This window comes from Cellulosilyticum sp. WCF-2 (genome assembly GCF_003990395.1).
In the GTDB taxonomy this organism is placed as follows: domain Bacteria; phylum Bacillota; class Clostridia; order Lachnospirales; family Cellulosilyticaceae; genus Cellulosilyticum; species Cellulosilyticum lentocellum.
This window is the reverse complement of sequence record NZ_CP034675.1, coordinates 2,890,320-2,907,988: the sequence shown is the minus strand read 5'-3', so window position 1 is coordinate 2,907,988 and position 17,669 is coordinate 2,890,320. Positions and strand designations below refer to the sequence as shown.

The following is a 17,669-nucleotide window of genomic DNA, read 5'->3' as shown; positions in this document are numbered from 1 at the left end:
ATCATTCTAGATTTATATATATTATTGAGGTGGTTAAATTAGAAGTGTCCTATGCTTTGATATATGCTTCTAAGGCTCTTGCTAATTGGTCTGGACAAGAAGTCCCTCGATTGCGGCAATCAATTCCTTTTAACTTGTTAATAACCTCTTCTATTGGCAAACCTTTTACTAAAGCGACTACCCCTAAAGCATTTCCTGGACAACCTCGTATAAATTCAACATTTTCAATATAGCCGTCCTTCACTTCAAAATGAATTTCTGATGAACAAACGCCTGATGTTTTATAAATTTCCATTTTTGTTCACTCCTTATTTTATGTCAATATAATCTTTTGTATTATAGCATAGAGTGCTTTACAAAAAAACCTTACTTGATAACTAAACCAATTTCATCTATACTATTCATGTTTTAATAAGTACTTTGAACACTATTTTATTCAATATATACTGTATAGATTGGGAGATTATCAAAATGAGTATTACCTTCAAACATACAATCATTCATGTATTAGACTTAACCATGAATATGCCACTATTTTCAACTGATTTGTTACTATTAAATGATGAAACGGAAAGCTTTATTACAAGGCATCTTATGAAAATTTTTGAAAGTAGTTCCAGTAGTGATGCTATTTTTAAAGAAGAGGCCTCTTTACCTAAAGTTTTAGAAATGCCTTTAGACACAGAAGCTTTTACAAGACTTTCTCATGAAATGGCGGAAGTTTTTTATCGCTATATGATGGAATATGGCACCATTCCTAGTGGTGATTTAATTTTGACAAGTTTTATGATGGATGGCGGCAACTATCTCGGTATTTTTAAATTAAATTACAAAGAAGAGTTCACACATTTTGTAGAGCATAATGAAGCAGGGGTTGTAGCGCGCATCATAAAACACAAAGGAATTTTTCCTTCTGCTAGTAAGCAAGTAGACGAAGGTGTGATTATTAATACGGATAATTTAAAAGTGATTTTATTAGATGGAACAAAAAGTAAATATCTTTCACTTCTCTTTGATTTAGAGCCTGCACTTTCTGTTAAAGACACGATTAAAGCCATTGAAAAAGTAGCAACTAAAGTCATCGAAGAACATTATGATAACCCAGTAAGTGCACTTACAGAACTCAAGAATAATATTAGCGAAAGCATTGCTCGAACACAAACCATACCTGTTCAAGAAATTATGGAACAAACTTTTGGTAGTGATGAAGAAGTATTTGAAAGCTGCACGATGCAAATGGAGGAATACGGGATTAAAGAAGCTAAGATAGAAATTGCTGATCCCAAGATTTCTAATAAATTTGCTTCTCAAAAACTTAAAACAGACACCGGCATTGAACTTAAATTTCCTACCCATTTATTTAAAGATCCAGACTTTATAGAAGTTGTGAATAATCCTAATGGCACACTTTCTATTGTTTTGAAAAATATTTCTCAAATTACTAATAAATAATGACAATAATTAAAGGACGCTTTTGCTATTTATCAGCAAAAGCGTCCTTTAATTATACAAAATAGCTATTGACTAGAGTCACGATAAAATCTACTAGGCACGCCAATGTTTTATTGAATGTCATTATTATCCAAGCACCAACCTCCTTTTTTCTACATATGTTATAGTGCAGACATTTTATATAGGCTGGAGGATTGAAAGATGGCTGGAATTTCTGTTGCAATTGTAGGTGGTGACCTAAGATTTGTTAGGCTAGCCCAAATTTTGTATGAAAAAGGTTTTATTGTATCTGTATATGGCTTATGCCATCCAGATTTACCTGAAGCTATTCATCATTGTGCTTCAATAGGTGAAATAAAAGACTGTCCTTATATTATAGGTCCTATCCCCTTTTCAAAAGATAATAAATGCGTTTTTACGCCTATGTGTAACACCTATATTTCACTTGAACAATTTTTCTTAGCTGCTACTAACAGCTTCGTTTTAGGTAGTGTACTCAATCCTACCCTTAGAAACCTTTTTAATACACATCATATTAAATGGTGCGATATTATGGAGTTAGATGAAATTGCTATTTTAAATGCTATTCCTACTGCAGAAGGCGCTATTCAATATGCAATGCAAAACAGTGAAATCACATTGCATAATAGCAAATGTCTTGTACTAGGATTTGGACGTTGTGGCAAAATATTAGCGCATAAATTACAAGCTTTAGGAGCTAAAGTTTCCGTAGAAGCTCGTTCAACTAAAGATTTGGCTTATATTAGCACCTATGGCTATAGACCTATTCCATTAGATGATCTTGCGCATTATTTGAATGAGTTTGATTTCATTTTTAATACAATTCCTGTTCGTTTATTAACATCATCTCTTATTGATTTATTTTCTCCAGAAGTTGTTTATATTGAACTAGCTTCTACTCCTGGAGGTATAGATGTTGATTATGCTGAACAAAAGGGCATTAGCTATGTTCCAGCACCAAGTTTGCCAGGTATTGTCGCTCCCAAAAGCGCCGCTGATATTCTCTACCAATGTCTCTTACTCATTTTACGTAATCAGGGGGCTCATATATGAAAAACTTAAATGAATTAAATTTAGGCGTAGCACTTTGTGGCTCGTTTTGTACTTTTGCTAAAACCATTGCCCTTATAGAAGAGCTTGTTAATAAAGGAATAAATGTTTTTCCTATCATGTCTTTTAATGCTTATAACACTTCCACTCGCTTTGGTGATCAAGCTGATGTTGTCTATAAAATTGAAGCATTAACCAATAAATCTATTATTCACACCATTGTTGATGCAGAACCAATGGGACCAAAGGGAATTCTAGATGCACTTCTTATTGCACCTTGTACTGGTAACACCTTGGCAAAGATGACTTATGGTATTACAGATACACCCGTTTTATTAGCTGCAAAGTCACTTATGAGAAATGGGAAACCCATTATCATTGCCCTAGCAACAAATGATGGTGTAGGAGCAAACCTTAAAAATATTGGTCATATGATTAATAAAAAAGATGTTTATTTTGTTCCATTAGGTCAAGATGACACCATTAAAAAGCCGTATTCTCTTGTAGCTGATTTTTCTAAGACGCTTTTTACAATCGAATTAGCGCTTGACCATACGCAAATACAACCTTTCTTTATTCAGTATTAATGAAAAGCAGCACATAAAAGCACAGAGCTCTATGTGCTGTTTTTATATCCTATCCTTATTTGTTGTGTTATACTATTATTAATGCATAGATCACTTGAAAATCAATTAAGGGGTTGATTAAAGTGAACTTTAAAGGTACTGTTATTACACATTGCAATAGGCATTTTGGCATTGCTCTAGTAAGCTATAGTGATTTTCGTCACATAAAGGCTTTAAAGGAAATAAGGAGATACTGCATAAGCTATTTTAAAGACGTACCATTTTTAATTGCTTGTGAAGATGCAGTTGGTAACCCTCTATACCATGGCGATCAAGATTTAATTCAATTATTAGATGAGATTAAACCTTCTAGCATAACATGGGAAGCCTATACAGCTTAAAATCAGCAAGTTATCTATGCATAACCGCCAAAAGAGACTCTAGCTTCGGCTAGAGTCTTGAATTGTATAGTAAAAATAGTTATAATTTTTTAAAAGACGTATTCTAAGGAGACTATTATGGCAAAAAAACGTGGGATTTCACGGATTTTAATAAGTACAGTTTTAAGCTTTACCATTTTAATAATTGGCATTGTCTTTTGTTATAAAGCAATTGTTTCTTCTTACAACTATACTTTTAATATTATAGAAAGTGAAGCTATTAGAGAATCAAGCAAAGATGTTTCTAAGATGACACTAACTATTACTGAATCTACAAATCTTGATGAAATTGCAAAAATGCTTTATGATCAGGGCTTTATTTCTGATATGAAGTATTTTAAATTAGAAGCGAAACTTTATCATGCAACTTCTGGTTACATCCCTGGCAAATATGATATTAGTAGCAATATGTCTAGTACAGAAATTCTCAAGCGTCTTACAACTAGTATTAAAAATGAAGAGGAAACAATTAAGTTTACAATTCCAGAAGGTTATACCATTAATCAGATTGCACAGACATTAGAAGACAAGAATATTGTAACCAAGGAAGCCTTTTTAGATGCTGTTACTAACAAAAGTTACGATGCAGAATATAGCTTTTTAAGAGATATTCCTACTAATGGCAACTATCAGTACAAATTAGAAGGTTATTTATTCCCTGATACATATATTGTTCGTAAAAGTGTTACAGCAGAAGAAATTATTATCATGATGCTTAATCGTTTTGAAGATATTACATCTAAATATGCTGCATATCTTAATAATTCTTCTTATAGTCTTCATGAAATTATAACCATTGCATCTATTATTGAACAAGAAGCTAAATTAAGTGAAGAACGCCCTATCATTTCAGGTGTTATTTATAACCGATTACGTGACCATATGCGTCTTCAAATGTGTTCTTCTGTTCAATATAGTTTAAATAAACGTAAAGCTAATCTTACAACAGATGATTTAGCTAAAGATACACCTTACAATACTTATTTATATGAAGGGTTACCTGTTGGACCTATTTGTATGCCAGGAGAAGATTGTATACGTGCTGCCTTTTCACCGGAAGAACATGATTACTATTATTTTGTTGTAGATGATGAAGAAAAAGGAACACACTTCTTTAGCAGTACCCTTGACGAACATGCTGCAGCTAAAAGTCGTTATAAACAAAATAATGATATTAATTTTACAGAATAATAGATTATTTTTATTTATAAAAGGAAGGGACTAGTGTCCCTTCCTTTTATAAATTTCAAAGATTTATAGAATTACTTTTCCAAGAGAGTTTGTATTTACCTCTTGAATTCATAGCGTTTTTCCTTTATAGTGGCATAAGAGAATAAATTAGAAAGGGTCTTATTATGAGTGAAATTAATTATAGCTACATTGTTGAATATATCAGGGCGCTTCATGAAGTACCCCGCTCTTCTCTTTTAGCCAATATTGAGCATCAAATTGCTATAGAGGCTGAAACCTGGCCCATAATTAAACCTGAGGTTGCAGATTTTATCAAAGTACAACTTTCATTAGTACAGCCAAGTACAATACTGGAAATTGGAACCGCTGTTGGGTATTCTTCTATTTTTATGAGCAGTTATTTAAAAGAAGGTGGCAAAATCACCACGCTTGAACGCTTTGATTATATGCTACGTCAAGCACGTAAAAATATTAAAGCCGCTGGTCTTGAAGATACCATTGAAATTATTGAGGGTGATGCAGCTATCACTTTAACACAATTACCTAGTGAAAGCTTTGATGTTATTTTCATGGACTGCGCTAAAGGACAGTACATTAACTTTTTACCTGAATGTATCCGTTTATTAAAACCAAATGGACTACTTATTACAGATAATGTACTACACAAAGGAACGGTAGCACGTTCACGCTACTTAATCGATCGTAGACAACGTACGACACACTCAAGATTAAGAGAATTTTTATGGACTATTACTCATAGTGATACACTCAGATCAAGTGTTATTCCTATTGGTGATGGTGTTGCGCTTAGTTACAAAATAGGAGGAACAGAAAAATGAGTCATCAGAAAAAAGTTGAATTATTAGCACCTGCAGGTAGTTTAGAAAATTTAAAGATTGCTGTTTTATATGGTGCAGATGCTATTTATATTGGAGGAAATAAATATGGTCTTCGTGCTAAAGCGAAGAATTTTACTCCTGAGGAAATGAAAGAAGGTATTGAGTTCGCCCATGCTCATGGTGTACAAGTTTACGTTACTTGCAATATCTTTGCTCACCATCAAGACTTTGAGGGGATGAAAGAATACTTCCTTTACCTAGAGTCTATTGGTGTAGATGCACTAATTGTAGCAGATCCTGGTGTATTTAGCATTGTACGTGAAACAGTAGCTCATATGGAGGTTCATATTTCAACACAGGCGAATAATACTAATTACCACACTGCTCTCTTCTGGGCTAATCAAGGCGCTAAACGTATTGTTACAGCTCGTGAACTTTCTTTCCCTGAGATTAAAGAAATGCATGATCATTTACCAGAAGATATTGATTTAGAGTCTTTCGTTCATGGTGCTATGTGTATGGCATACTCTGGACGTTGCTTACTTAGCAATTATATGACCCATCGTGATGCTAATCATGGAGAATGTGCCCAACCTTGTCGCTGGAAATATAGTGTGGTTGAAGAAACAAGACCAGGTGAATATATGCCAATTGAAGAAGATGAAAGAGGCACTTATATTTATAACTCTCGCGACCTTTGTATGATTGAATATATTCCAGAACTTATAGAAGCAGGTATTTATAGCTTTAAAATTGAAGGACGTATGAAAACACCTTTGTATGTAGCAACAGTTGTTAAAGCTTATCGTGAAGCTATTGATACTTTCCTCAATAGTCCTGAAGAGTTTAAGGCTAAGAAAGATTACTTCTTAACAGAGGTAGGTAAGGCAAGCCACCGTGAATTTACAACAGGTTTCTATCAACATAAACCAACTGAAAAAGATCAAACTTATAGTCATAATTCTTATGTTCGTAATTATGACTTCTCTGGTATGATTAGGGACTATGATCCAACTACTCAAATGGTAACAGTTGAACAACGTAGGAAGTTCTCTGTAGGCGATGAAGTTGAAATTCTTGTTCCAGAAGGACCTTTTATTCCTGTCAAAATTGAGGCGCTTTACGATGAAGAAGGTAATGCTATTGAAGCCGCACCACATCCAAAACAAATCATTCGTTTTAAATGTGAGCAACCTGTTCCTGTACCATCTATCCTACGTAAATTTGAACAAACAAGATTTGAAGAATAAGAATTATTAATAATGGTTCTATAAAAAGCAGTATACGGATTATATACTGGTTTGGAACAATCATAAATAGACGTAAGTGTATACTTACGTCTATTTATGATGTATTTAAAATTTTTTAAGTACGGGCACCATTTCTACTTTTAGTTCATACACTAATTATGAACCCTTTCTCCTGGAGGTGTGCCTTATTATGCTACCACTCTTCTGTTTTTCCTATTTCAGTAGCATTTCCTCTTTTCCTCAGCCTCTATCAGCTGAAGAAGAAAAGCACTATTTAGAATGTTATCAAGCTGGCGACGAAGCTGCAAAGAACATATTAATTGAAAGAAATTTAAGACTCGTGGCACACATTGTCAAGAAATATAATAATATCAATAATGATGTAGATGATTTAATTTCAATAGGCACCATTGGACTCATTAAAGGTATTAGCTCCTTTGATCCAAATAAATGTACGAGATTAGCTACTTATGCTGCACGTTGCATTGAAAATGAAATTCTTATGAGTATTCGTGCAGGACGTAAACAACGTTATGAAACCTCTCTTCATGCACCTATTGGCATGGATCAAGAAGGTAATGAAATTAGCTTACTTGATATTTTATGTACAGAAAATGATACTATTTTTGATCAAGTAGATTTAGACATTGAGGTACGAAAGCTTTATCAACATATTCGTATTTTACTTAAGCCTAGAGAAAAAGAAATACTATTACTTCGTTATGGACTTAATAATCAAGAAGAGAAAACACAACGAGAAATCGCTGAGCAAATGGGGATTTCTAGATCTTATGTGTCACGTATTGAAAAAAAAGCTTTAAAAAAACTTTGTAAGGAACTACAAAAGAAATAATAACTATATAAAATAAAAAAACTCACTATTCTATCATTAAATAGTGAGTTTTTTATTTAAACTTCCATAATAATTGGAAGTATCATCGGACTACGTTTAGTTCTTTGCCATACAAATTCACGTAAGTCATCTTTAACAATTGTCTTAATCTGTGACCATTCTACGATATGCTTATCTTCACAGCGATCTAAAGCTTTTCTTACTACTGCTTTAGCTTCATCCATAAGATTTTCAGCTTCTCTTACATAAACAAACCCTCGTGAAATAATATCTGGACCTGCTACAACCATACCTGATTCCTTTTCTAAAGTCATGACTACAATGAGCAGACCATCTTGTGAAAGATGTTTACGATCACGTAAAACGATATTTCCTACATCTCCTACACCTAAACCATCAACTAAAACTTGACCAGATGGTACATTACCAACAACTTTAATATTATCAGGTCCTAGTTCAATGACTTCTCCAATAGATGGAATAATAATATTATTACGTTTCATACCTAATTCCATAGCAAGTTCAGTATGCTTTTGTAAATGTCTGTATTCACCATGTACTGGGATAAAATATTTAGGTTTAATTAAAGTATGAATCAGTTTTAATTCTTCTTGAGCCGCATGACCAGATACATGAGTATCTTCACGAATAACTTTGGCACCTTTTTTGCAAAGTTCATTAACGACTTTAGAAACTGTTTTTTCATTACCTGGAATTGGTGTTGAACTTAGGATAATAACATCTCCTGGTTTAATATCAATTTGCTTATGATCAGAAGTAGCCATTCTGGAAAGAGCAGCCATAGGTTCTCCTTGACTTCCGGTCATAATAAGTACCACTTGATCATCTTTATAACGTTTTACATCATTAATTTCAATCAGTGTGTTTTCAGGAATAGTGATATATCCTAATTCACTAGCTGTTTTTACTACATTGACCATACTTCTACCAATAACTGCTACTTTACGCTTATATTTATAAGCAGCATTTACAATTTGTTGGACACGGTCGATATTAGAAGCAAAAGTTGCTACCATAATACGTTTGTCTATATTATTAGCAAAAATATCTTCAAATTTAGCCCCTACCATTTTTTCTGATTGTGTATAACCTGGTCTTTCAACATTTGTACTATCTGCCATAAGTGCTAATACTTTTTTTCTACCTATTTCTGCTAGACGGTGTAAATCTAATGTTGCTCCACTAATAGGTGTAAAGTCAACTTTAAAGTCTCCAGTATGCACTACGATACCAGCAGGTGTCCAAATAGAAAGCATAACTGCATCTGCAATACTATGATTTGAACGAATAAATTCTATTTTAAAGTTAGAACCTAATTTAATCGTTTCTCCTTGCATAACGCTAATACGCTCAGTTGTACGCAATAAATTATGTTCTTTTAGTTTATTTTCTACTAGCCCTATTGTTAATTTTGTGCCATAAATAGGTACATTTAATTCTTGAAGCACATAAGGTAGTGCCCCAATATGGTCTTCATGACCATGAGTCAGTACGATTCCTCGTACTTTTTGAATATTTTTCATGACATAAGTAATATCAGGAATAACTAAATCTATTCCAAGCATTTCATCTTCAGGAAATGCTAATCCGCAATCTACTATGAACATGTCATCTTCATATTCAAATAGTGTCATATTCTTTCCAATTTCGCCTAATCCTCCAAGAGGAATAATGCGCAATTTACTTTTAGCTTTTTTGGGTATCAAAGCTACACCTCCATTATATATCGATTATTCTTTTTGTTCACAATCCTTACATACGCCATAAAACATAACGTTGTGATCATGAATTTTAAATTTGTATTTCCGTTCAATTTCTTTTTCTATCTCTTCTAATAAATCATTTTCTACTTCAAACACCTTATTGCAAGATTCGCAAATAAGATGATGATGGTGATGCACTGTATCTTCTGAAGAAAGTTCAAAACGACTACATCCATCATCAAAATTTAAGCGATCTACAATACCCATCTCCTCAAAAAGCTGAACTGTACGGTAAACTGTAGCTAGTCCAATTTCAGGATAATTTTCTTTAACAAAATCATAGATTTCTTCTGTAGATAAATGCTCATTACAATGTTTAATTAAGACGTCTAATACACTTCTACGTTGCAAGGTCAGTTTACAACCTTTTTGTTTTAATTTTTCTTTAAATTGTGCAGCGTTCATTGCTATCAGCCCCTCATTCTCTCAATTTTATACCATCATAAAAAGGCTATAACTCAATATCATACTCTTCATTTGTCATAAATTCTACAGCTGCCTTTTTGAATTCATCTTCGTCTTCTACAAGGGCATATTCTAATTCTTCATTTTTTTCATTTATTTGTTTTAAAATGGTGGAGATGTCCTCTTCATCAACGACTAATATATATTTAATGTTGTCAATAATCACTTCATCTATCACTTCAAATAAAATCTCCTCGCCTGTTTCTTCATCTACAAAAGAGATTTTTTCAACTACTTCTTCCATATTATTTTCATTCATCGGTGTATTTTCACCTATTTTTTGATCCATAATAGTTCCCTTCTTGTTTTCTTAAGCAATAGTCATTATTGCTTAGCATCTAAATAATTTTGTAAAATAATAGTTGCTGCTAGTTTATCAATAACGTTTTTTCTTTTTTTGCGACTCATATCCGCTTCAAGTAACACTTGTTCCGCAGCTACTGTACTTAAACGTTCATCCCATGTTTCTACAGGAATCTTAAGCTTATTTTCTAATTTTTCCTTGAATAAAAGTGTCTTTTCACCTCTTTCCCCTAAAGTATTATTCATATTTTTAGGAAGTCCGAGAACAATCTTTTCTACCTTATAAGCCGTACAGATTTCTTCAATTCGCTTCATTGTTGCTTTAAGGTGCTCATCCTCTTGTCTTCTTATAATCTCTAAGCCTTGTGCAGTCCATCCCATTGGATCACTAATGGCTACACCAGTTGTTTTTGTTCCGAAATCTAAACCTAATATACGCACATTGTGCCTCCTATAAAAAAGCTGTAGAGTTCCCCCTACAGCCACTTTTAGCGTTTAAGATAATAAGTTACTAGTTCTTCTAATATCTCATCTCTTTCTAACTTACGAATCTTGTTTCTTGCCCCATTATGGCTCGTAATATAAGTTGGGTCTCCGGACATAATATATCCTACTATTTGATTAATGGGATGATAACCTTTTTCTTCTAAAGCAACATAAACATCCATTAATATTTCTCTAGTTGAGGCTTTTTCTAAACCCTCTAAATGAAATTGCATTGTTTCATTCATATTTTCCATCTTGCTCACCTTCCAATAGCTAAACCTTGTATAACTAAAGTATACCATAATTTGTAACAAAACTATAGATAAAAATAAAAAATATTATTTTTATCTAGTTATGACATGTCCTACCAATAAATGTTCATCCTTAATAGCATCAATTCTTACCTTTTGGATAGTGTTTTCAATGGTTTCATTTCCTAATACTTGAACTTTTAAATAATTACTTGTATAACCCGTTACTTCATTTTCATGATGTTTTTCAAATAACACCTCTAGTTCTTTGTCAATAAACTGTTCCATATATGCTAGGCGTAATGATTTTTCTACTTCTGATAAAACCTTAGCTCTATGCTCTTTTATTTCGGGTGCCACTTGTGCTCTCATTTTAGCAGCTGGCGTTCCTTCTCTAGGTGAAAATGGGAAAATATGAATTTGTGCAAGATGAACATCTTTTACAAATTCAACTGTTTCTAAAAATTCCTCTTCAGTTTCTCCCGGAAAGCCAACAATAACATCTGTTGTAATAGCTACATCTGGCCAAAGAGTACGTAATCTCTCTACACTAGCTTTATATTCTACTGCTGTGTATTTGCGATTCATACGTTTTAAAATCGTTTCGCTACCGCTTTGAAGAGATAAATGGAAATGATGGCAAACCTTTGGCATTTCCTTTAATGCATAGATAAACTCATCTGTAATAGCTACAGGTTCAATAGAACTCATTCGGATACGTTCAACACCTTCTATTTCATGTACACGCTTTAGTAGTTGAATTAAATCAGTATTACCTAAATCTTTCCCATAAGCAAGTACATGTATTCCTGTTAAAATAATTTCTTTAAAGCCAAGTCCGACTAACTTGGTTACTTCTTCAACAACCTGCTCTTCTTTTCTACTTCTTATTTTACCACGTGTATAAGGAATAATACAATAACTACAATAATTATTACAGCCTTCTTGAACTTTAACATAAACACGCGTACGTTCTCCCATATCTGAAATGTGAAGTTCTTCAAATTCACCTACATCCATAATATTTGAAACCGTATTAATGGTTTGTCTTTTTTCCTTTTCAAAGTTGTCTACCAAATCTACGATTTCATTTCGTTTATTGGTTCCAACAATAATATCTATTTCTTCTACCTGGTCTTTTATTTTATCCGCAGCAATCTGAGCATAGCATCCCATAGCTACTAAAATACTGTCTGAGTTAATTTTCTTTGTCTTCCTTAACATTTGTCTACATTTTCTATCACTTAAATGAGTAACTGTACAAGTGTTGACCACATAGACATCTGCATATTCGTTAAAATCTACAACTTCATAGCCTTGCTCTTTGAATTTTTCTAGCACGGCTTCTGTGTCATATTGATTTACTTTACAACCTAATGTATAGAACGCTACTTTTCTCAAATTCTCACCTCTTTTTATTGACATTCTTTGTTCCAAAATATATGATACAAGTAGCTTAAGAAATAGAAATCAAGCTACTTATTCTACAACTTATGGGGGTAATTATGAAATCTGTGTATATTTCTCTTAATTCAATTGAAAAAGTTAAACAATTTGTCAATCTCATTAATGCTTATGATAGCGATTTCGATCTCTCTTCTGGTCGTTATATTATTGATGCTAAATCTATTATGGGTATTTTTAGTTTAGATCTCAGTAAAGCATTAAGACTTGACATATATAATGATAGTTGTGCAGATGATTTAATCACAGCACTTAAACCTTTTATAACTGAACCAAACTAAATATGATAAAAAGTCCATTTTAATAAAATGGACTTTTTATTTTATCTAACAATGAATAATTTCCATTTCCTCTATGGCTTTAGCCATCATTTCTTCAATAATATCATCTAATAAAGCTTCTGAACGCTCAATATACTCTAATTTTGGCTTTGTTTCAGGATGCTTTGCCACAAAAATTGTACAACAATCTTCATAAGGTAAAATAGACGTTTCAAATGTATCTATTTTTTTTGCAATTTGAACGATTTCTTCCTTATCAAAACCTATAAGTGGACGAAAAACAGGCATAGTTGCTGCATCATCTGTTACAACTAAACTCTGCATCGTTTGGCTTGCTACTTGTCCAATACTTTCACCTGTAATAAGTCCCATACTTCCATTTTTCTTAGCAATAGCTTCTGTAATATACATCATGATACGTCTCATAATAAGTGTTAATTGTTCATGTGGACATCTTTCATATATTTTAAGTTGAATATCTGTAAAATTAATAATATGAAGTTTCATATTTCCTGTATAAATAGCCACCTTTTTAGCTAGGTCCACTACTTTTTCTTTAGCACGATCACTTGTATAAGGTGGTGCATGGAAGTAAACAGCATCTACTTCTACCCCACGTTTAGCAATCATCCAACCAGCTACTGGGCTATCAATACCACCCGAAAGTAATAAGGTTGCTTTACCATTGGTACCATATGGCATTCCACCGGCACCTTTGTGTGTCTTAGCATAAACATAAGTGTGATTTCTAAGCTCAACCATTAAAGTTACGTCTGGATGACGTACATCTACTTTCGCTTTGTCACCTAGCTTATCTAATAAATAACCACCTATCTCAGCGCTTATTTCCATAGAATTCATAGGAAAACGCTTATCAGCACGTTTTGTTTCTACTTTAAAAGTAATTGGACCGTCTGCACATTCTTGTTGCATTTGCATTAAAGCAAGACGTTTAATAGCTTCAAAAGAAACCTCCTCTTCCTTTAGACCATACGCAATACCGATAATACCAAATATACGGCTTAAACGATCAAGTACTTGTTCTACTTCTATTTGTGCATCATCAACAGGTTCTACCATGATACGTCCTTGCTCTTTAGAAACAACAAATTCTCCGATTGTTTTGAGATTTTTTTTGATGTTAGCAACAAGCTTGTTTTCAAATAAGTGTCTATTTTTACCTTTTATAGCGAGTTCGCCGTATTTAATTAAAAATACATTTTTCACTTTTTTCTTCCTCCTGGTGTATATCTTCTTAATAGCGTAACTTGTGATTGAATAATCTCTATTACTTCATTTATATCTTCTAGAGATGTATCATGTGCAAAAGAAAAACGAATAGCATTATCTAAGCAGTCATTAGGAAGACCAATAGCTACTAAGACACCATCTTTAACTTTTTTATGACTACTACATGCAGAACCTGATGAAACAAAAATCCCTTCTTGTTCTAATGCATGTAAAAGCACTTCAGCACGCACATCCTTAAAACCAATATTTAAAATATAAGGTGCTCCTTCAGCTAACCCTGGACCATTAACCCATATGTCTGGTAAATGATCTAGTAAACCATTTGCCAATGTTGCTTTACAATTAGCCATATGGCTTAAAATAGCTTCTTGTTCTTTAAATACATACTTAGCTGCACTTAAGGTACCAGCTACACCTGGAACATTTTCTGTCCCTGATCTGAAATTCTTCTGTTGGCCACCACCCCAAAAGAGCTGCTTCATTTTTGCTTGCTTGCTTTTATACAATAAACCAATACCACGTGGCCCATAAAATTTGTGAGCACTCATAGATAAAAAATCTATTTTTGATTTCTTGACATGTATTGGTAGTTTACCAAAAGATTGCACCGCATCTACATGAAAAAGTGTGTCAGGATTTTTGGATTTAACTACTTTTCCTATTTCAGTAATGGGTTGAATCGTTCCTATTTCATTATTCACATGCATGATACTCACTAAAATAGTTTCCTCATCAACGGCATTTTCTAAAGCTTTTAAATCCACATAACCTTCTGCATTAACACCAATAATTACTATTTCAAAACCTTGGGTTTCTAGATATTTAAATACTTCACCTACAGATGGATGTTCTATAGTAGTTGTAATAATTTTTTTGCCTTGTCTTCTGTAAGCTAGACTAGCACCTATAATGGCCATATTATTACTTTCTGTTCCACCTGAAGTATATAGAATTTCCTCTGGTACACAGCCCAGTACCTTTGCAAAAAATTGACTTGCTTCTTTAAGTATATTTTCTGCTTCCATCCCCTTTTTATGCAAAGAAGATGGATTACCATAATACGCTAACATGGTTTCTTTAACAACTTCTGCTACACATTCTAGAGGTTTTGTAGTAGCAGCATTATCTAGATAAATCTCTCGTTTCATTTTTAATCTCCCGTTTCGCCACATAAAAAATGAGGGTATCCCCCCATTTTATCTGTTCATTACATTATAAATTGCTTGTAATACACGTGTTTTTTCAAAGGGTTTGACAATAAAGTCTTTTGCACCTTTTTTTATTGCTTCCACTACTTTTGAATGCTGTCCCATAGCTGAACACATAATAATCTTGGTGTTTGGACTTACTTCTAAAATTCTATCTATTGCTTGTATACCATCCATCTCAGGCATAGTGATATCTAAGGTTACAATGTCTGGTTGAAGCTGCTGTGCCATTTCAATAGCTTGAAGTCCATTCCCTGCCTCTCCAACAACAGTAAAGTTAGCATCTGTTAACATTTTTTTAAGGACAGTTCTCATAAATATTGCATCATCAACAACTAAAAACCTTACATCTTCCATTGCTAAATCTCTCCCATCTCATACATGATGTTGGCTAAAGTTACAAGTCCAGCTGTCTCACTTCTTAAAATACGCTTACCTAATGTGATCGGACTTATTTGAAAAGTACTTGCTAAAAGTACTTCTTCATCTGTAAAGCCTCCTTCTGGTCCAATGAATATACCTATTGATTTGGCTTTACAGTTTTTTAAATAAGTCTTAATATGAAAGGCATGTTCATTCTCAAAAGGAATACAAGACACCTCTAATTGTTGTTTAGCATAGGTAAGTGCTTCTTTAAATGTCATCGGCCACAAAACTTCTGGCACAATACCTCTTTTACTTTGTTTTGCTGCACTTTCTGCTATTTTTTGCCAACGTTCACACTTACTTTTTGTTTTTTTATCCGATTCAAGTTTTACAATACAACGTTCTGTTATGATAGGAATAATGACTGTCACACCAATTTCAATTGCTTTTTGAATCACAAACTCCATCTTTTCCCCTTTTATGAGAGATTGAAATAAAACGGTTTGTACAGCAGGTTCTGTTGTCTCTTCTAATTCACCTATAATATCAGCCGTTACTAAATCTGTATCAATTAACTTTATTATACACTTATAGTCCTTGCCTTGTCTATTGTTAATTAAAATTTCTTTGCCTACAGGTAGACGTAAGACGTTTTTAATATGATTAACATCCGTTCCTTTTATGTGGATTTCATTTTCAAACACATCTTCTGCATTTACAAAAAATTTCGTCATAGTTCACCCTTCTCGTTTAAAAATCAGCCATAATGGCTACCCAATCATTTTTCTCTGTCATATGTTTTACCGTAAATCCGACACTCTCCAAATGTTCTTTCACTTCCTCACTGCGATCACTAATAATACCTGAAGCAATGAGTGTTCCTCCTGGTTTGAGGAAGTCCTTTAAAAGTTCCTTCATGCCAATAATGACGTCTGCCACAATATTGGCTACTACTACGTCATAACAACCTTGTCCAATGGTCTTAACTAATGCTTCATCTGCTATAACATTGCCACAATGAAGTGCAAATTGGCCTTGTTTCATACCATTTTGTATAAAATTATCTTTTGCAATATCGACTGAATTTTGATCAATATCTACTGCTGTTACATGTTGTGCACCTAATAAAAGTGTTGCAATCGATAAAATACCACTGCCGCATCCCATATCAAGTACTTCGGCATCTGGCTTAATGATTTGTTCTAATTGTTCAATACAAAGTTGAGTCGTATAATGTTGACCGGTTCCAAAAGATGAATTAGGATCTATTTCTAAAATCATTCGGTTTGTATTTTCATTATAACTTTCCCAAGTAGGTTTAATAACAAATTTCTCACCTACTTCAAAAGGTTTAAAATACTTTTTCCAGTTATTTGCCCAGTCTTCTTCGTTAACGTTACCTAGACTCATTTCTAATGAGCCGTAATCTGCTCCTTCAGGTGAATCTTTCATACGTTCTAACGTCTTTTTAATTTCCTTAAAAGTTTCTTGTCCTTGCATATTCTCTGCTAAATAGAATTTGATATTAGTCGGACAATCTTTAAGTTTTTCTACATCTTCATCCATGTAATCCCAAGTTTTACCTTGATAAGTTAAAAATTCATCAAAATCATCAGGATCTTGAATCACAAATCCCGTAACGCCCAGTTGTAATAATATACCTGTTATTGTTTCTAATCCTTGTTTGGATGTATCTATAGTTACTTCTAACCAATTCATTATTTCATCTCCATCTATCTGTAATAGTTCATATTATAAGTGAAAGTATTTTATAATTCAAGCTATGTCCATTTTCACCCTCCTTCATACCATTTTCCACATAAATTGGATGTATGATTCGCCTTGTTATTTGTAACATTAACATAAAGGAGGTGTTTTTATGACTAATGGTAACTTCATTAATTATGTTTTTATTTATGGACAAGTTATTTTGCAACTTATCATGTATATTGCTATTATTTATTTGATTTGCTGGCCATTACGAGATGTCCTTTATGCTATAAGAGACTATCTCAAATCACATGAATCTTTTTCAAAACAGGAAATAGAACACACTTCTAAAGAAGCTTAGCCGTCCTTTCCTTATGCATAAGAATAAAAGGCTATACCTTTGAAGATTATCCAAGTGTATAGCCTTTTGCTTTTACT

22 protein-coding genes are annotated in these 17,669 nt (G+C 33.2%); 10 read left to right on the top strand and 12 right to left on the bottom strand.

What is annotated here, in order from left to right; translation table 11 throughout:
- Window positions 1–49: 49 nt before the first annotated feature.
- A complete protein-coding gene (locus tag EKH84_RS12945; protein ID WP_013657160.1) occupies window positions 50–295 on the bottom strand; it encodes a TIGR03905 family TSCPD domain-containing protein in 246 nt (81 codons plus the stop codon).
- Window positions 296–471: 176 nt separating this feature from the next.
- On the opposite strand from EKH84_RS12945, the gene EKH84_RS12940 reads away from it, so the two are divergent.
- The 8 genes from EKH84_RS12940 (at window position 472) to sigK (ending at window position 7,662) form a co-directional block, all read left to right on the top strand.
- Window positions 472–1,452 (top strand): nucleoid-associated protein, encoded by a 981-nt coding sequence (locus EKH84_RS12940; RefSeq protein WP_013657159.1) that lies wholly within the window; start codon window positions 472–474, stop codon window positions 1,450–1,452.
- 201 nt (window positions 1,453–1,653) lie between these two features.
- On the top strand, window positions 1,654–2,526 hold the full coding sequence (gene dpsA / locus EKH84_RS12935; protein ID WP_127066616.1) for a dipicolinate synthase subunit DpsA: 873 nt from the start codon (window positions 1,654–1,656) through the stop codon (window positions 2,524–2,526).
- Window positions 2,523–3,110, top strand: coding sequence for a dipicolinate synthase subunit B (locus tag EKH84_RS12930; RefSeq protein WP_127066615.1), 588 nt, complete (start codon window positions 2,523–2,525; stop codon window positions 3,108–3,110). Before dpsA ends, EKH84_RS12930 begins: the two co-directional genes overlap by 4 nt.
- Window positions 3,111–3,232: 122 nt before the next feature.
- A complete protein-coding gene (locus EKH84_RS12925; RefSeq protein WP_127066614.1) occupies window positions 3,233–3,490 on the top strand; it encodes a hypothetical protein in 258 nt (85 codons plus the stop codon).
- Window positions 3,491–3,607: 117 nt separating this feature from the next.
- Complete coding sequence (mltG, locus tag EKH84_RS12920; RefSeq protein WP_127066613.1) at window positions 3,608–4,720, top strand: endolytic transglycosylase MltG; 1,113 nt, start codon at window positions 3,608–3,610, stop codon at window positions 4,718–4,720.
- Window positions 4,721–4,884: 164 nt separating this feature from the next.
- A complete protein-coding gene (locus EKH84_RS12915) occupies window positions 4,885–5,559 on the top strand; it encodes an O-methyltransferase (protein WP_013657154.1) in 675 nt (224 codons plus the stop codon).
- Window positions 5,556–6,809, top strand: coding sequence for a peptidase U32 family protein (locus tag EKH84_RS12910; protein WP_127066612.1), 1,254 nt, complete (start codon window positions 5,556–5,558; stop codon window positions 6,807–6,809). The genes EKH84_RS12915 and EKH84_RS12910 overlap by 4 nt, the downstream gene beginning before the upstream one ends.
- Before the next feature lie 190 nt (window positions 6,810–6,999).
- Window positions 7,000–7,662, top strand: a complete 663-nt coding sequence (gene sigK, locus EKH84_RS12905) for an RNA polymerase sporulation sigma factor SigK (RefSeq protein WP_127066611.1) — start codon at window positions 7,000–7,002, stop codon at window positions 7,660–7,662.
- 56 nt (window positions 7,663–7,718) lie between these two features.
- Here sigK and EKH84_RS12900 read toward each other — a convergent pair whose 3' ends face one another.
- The 6 genes from EKH84_RS12900 to mtaB all read right to left on the bottom strand — a co-directional run bounded on the left by EKH84_RS12900 (window position 7,719) and on the right by mtaB (window position 12,352).
- Complete coding sequence (locus EKH84_RS12900; RefSeq protein ID WP_041713665.1) at window positions 7,719–9,386, bottom strand: ribonuclease J; 1,668 nt, start codon at window positions 9,384–9,386, stop codon at window positions 7,719–7,721.
- A 27-nt stretch (window positions 9,387–9,413) separates the two neighbouring features.
- On the bottom strand, window positions 9,414–9,851 hold the full coding sequence (locus EKH84_RS12895) for a Fur family transcriptional regulator (protein WP_013657150.1): 438 nt from the start codon (window positions 9,849–9,851) through the stop codon (window positions 9,414–9,416).
- Between the two features lie 46 nt (window positions 9,852–9,897).
- Window positions 9,898–10,200, bottom strand: a complete 303-nt coding sequence (locus EKH84_RS12890) for a DUF1292 domain-containing protein (RefSeq protein ID WP_013657149.1) — start codon at window positions 10,198–10,200, stop codon at window positions 9,898–9,900.
- Between the two features lie 35 nt (window positions 10,201–10,235).
- The gene (gene ruvX / locus EKH84_RS12885) at window positions 10,236–10,655 is read right to left on the bottom strand and encodes a Holliday junction resolvase RuvX (RefSeq protein WP_013657148.1); all 420 of its coding nucleotides are present in this window, start codon (window positions 10,653–10,655) and stop codon (window positions 10,236–10,238) included.
- Between the two features lie 47 nt (window positions 10,656–10,702).
- Complete coding sequence (locus EKH84_RS12880; RefSeq protein WP_013657147.1) at window positions 10,703–10,954, bottom strand: IreB family regulatory phosphoprotein; 252 nt, start codon at window positions 10,952–10,954, stop codon at window positions 10,703–10,705.
- A 90-nt stretch (window positions 10,955–11,044) separates the two neighbouring features.
- On the bottom strand, window positions 11,045–12,352 hold the full coding sequence (gene mtaB / locus EKH84_RS12875; protein WP_127066610.1) for a tRNA (N(6)-L-threonylcarbamoyladenosine(37)-C(2))-methylthiotransferase MtaB: 1,308 nt from the start codon (window positions 12,350–12,352) through the stop codon (window positions 11,045–11,047).
- Between the two features lie 104 nt (window positions 12,353–12,456).
- Between mtaB and EKH84_RS12870 the strand changes: the two genes are divergently transcribed.
- Window positions 12,457–12,696, top strand: coding sequence for an HPr family phosphocarrier protein (locus EKH84_RS12870; protein WP_013657145.1), 240 nt, complete (start codon window positions 12,457–12,459; stop codon window positions 12,694–12,696).
- A gap of 45 nt (window positions 12,697–12,741) precedes the next feature.
- Here EKH84_RS12870 and thiI read toward each other — a convergent pair whose 3' ends face one another.
- The 5 genes from thiI to prmA are packed head-to-tail and all read right to left on the bottom strand — an operon-like array spanning window position 12,742 to window position 17,240.
- Window positions 12,742–13,923: a tRNA uracil 4-sulfurtransferase ThiI gene (gene thiI, locus EKH84_RS12865; protein ID WP_127066609.1), complete on the bottom strand. Its 1,182-nt coding sequence runs from the start codon at window positions 13,921–13,923 to the stop codon at window positions 12,742–12,744.
- Complete coding sequence (locus EKH84_RS12860; protein ID WP_127066608.1) at window positions 13,920–15,095, bottom strand: cysteine desulfurase family protein; 1,176 nt, start codon at window positions 15,093–15,095, stop codon at window positions 13,920–13,922. Before EKH84_RS12860 ends, thiI begins: the two co-directional genes overlap by 4 nt.
- A gap of 48 nt (window positions 15,096–15,143) precedes the next feature.
- The gene (locus tag EKH84_RS12855) at window positions 15,144–15,512 is read right to left on the bottom strand and encodes a response regulator (protein ID WP_013657142.1); all 369 of its coding nucleotides are present in this window, start codon (window positions 15,510–15,512) and stop codon (window positions 15,144–15,146) included.
- A gap of 2 nt (window positions 15,513–15,514) precedes the next feature.
- On the bottom strand, window positions 15,515–16,255 hold the full coding sequence (locus EKH84_RS12850) for an RsmE family RNA methyltransferase (protein WP_127066607.1): 741 nt from the start codon (window positions 16,253–16,255) through the stop codon (window positions 15,515–15,517).
- A 16-nt stretch (window positions 16,256–16,271) separates the two neighbouring features.
- On the bottom strand, window positions 16,272–17,240 hold the full coding sequence (gene prmA, locus EKH84_RS12845) for a 50S ribosomal protein L11 methyltransferase (RefSeq protein ID WP_127066606.1): 969 nt from the start codon (window positions 17,238–17,240) through the stop codon (window positions 16,272–16,274).
- Between the two features lie 160 nt (window positions 17,241–17,400).
- Between prmA and EKH84_RS12840 the strand changes: the two genes are divergently transcribed.
- Window positions 17,401–17,592: a hypothetical protein gene (locus EKH84_RS12840; protein WP_013657139.1), complete on the top strand. Its 192-nt coding sequence runs from the start codon at window positions 17,401–17,403 to the stop codon at window positions 17,590–17,592.
- Window positions 17,593–17,669: the final 77 nt, after the last annotated feature.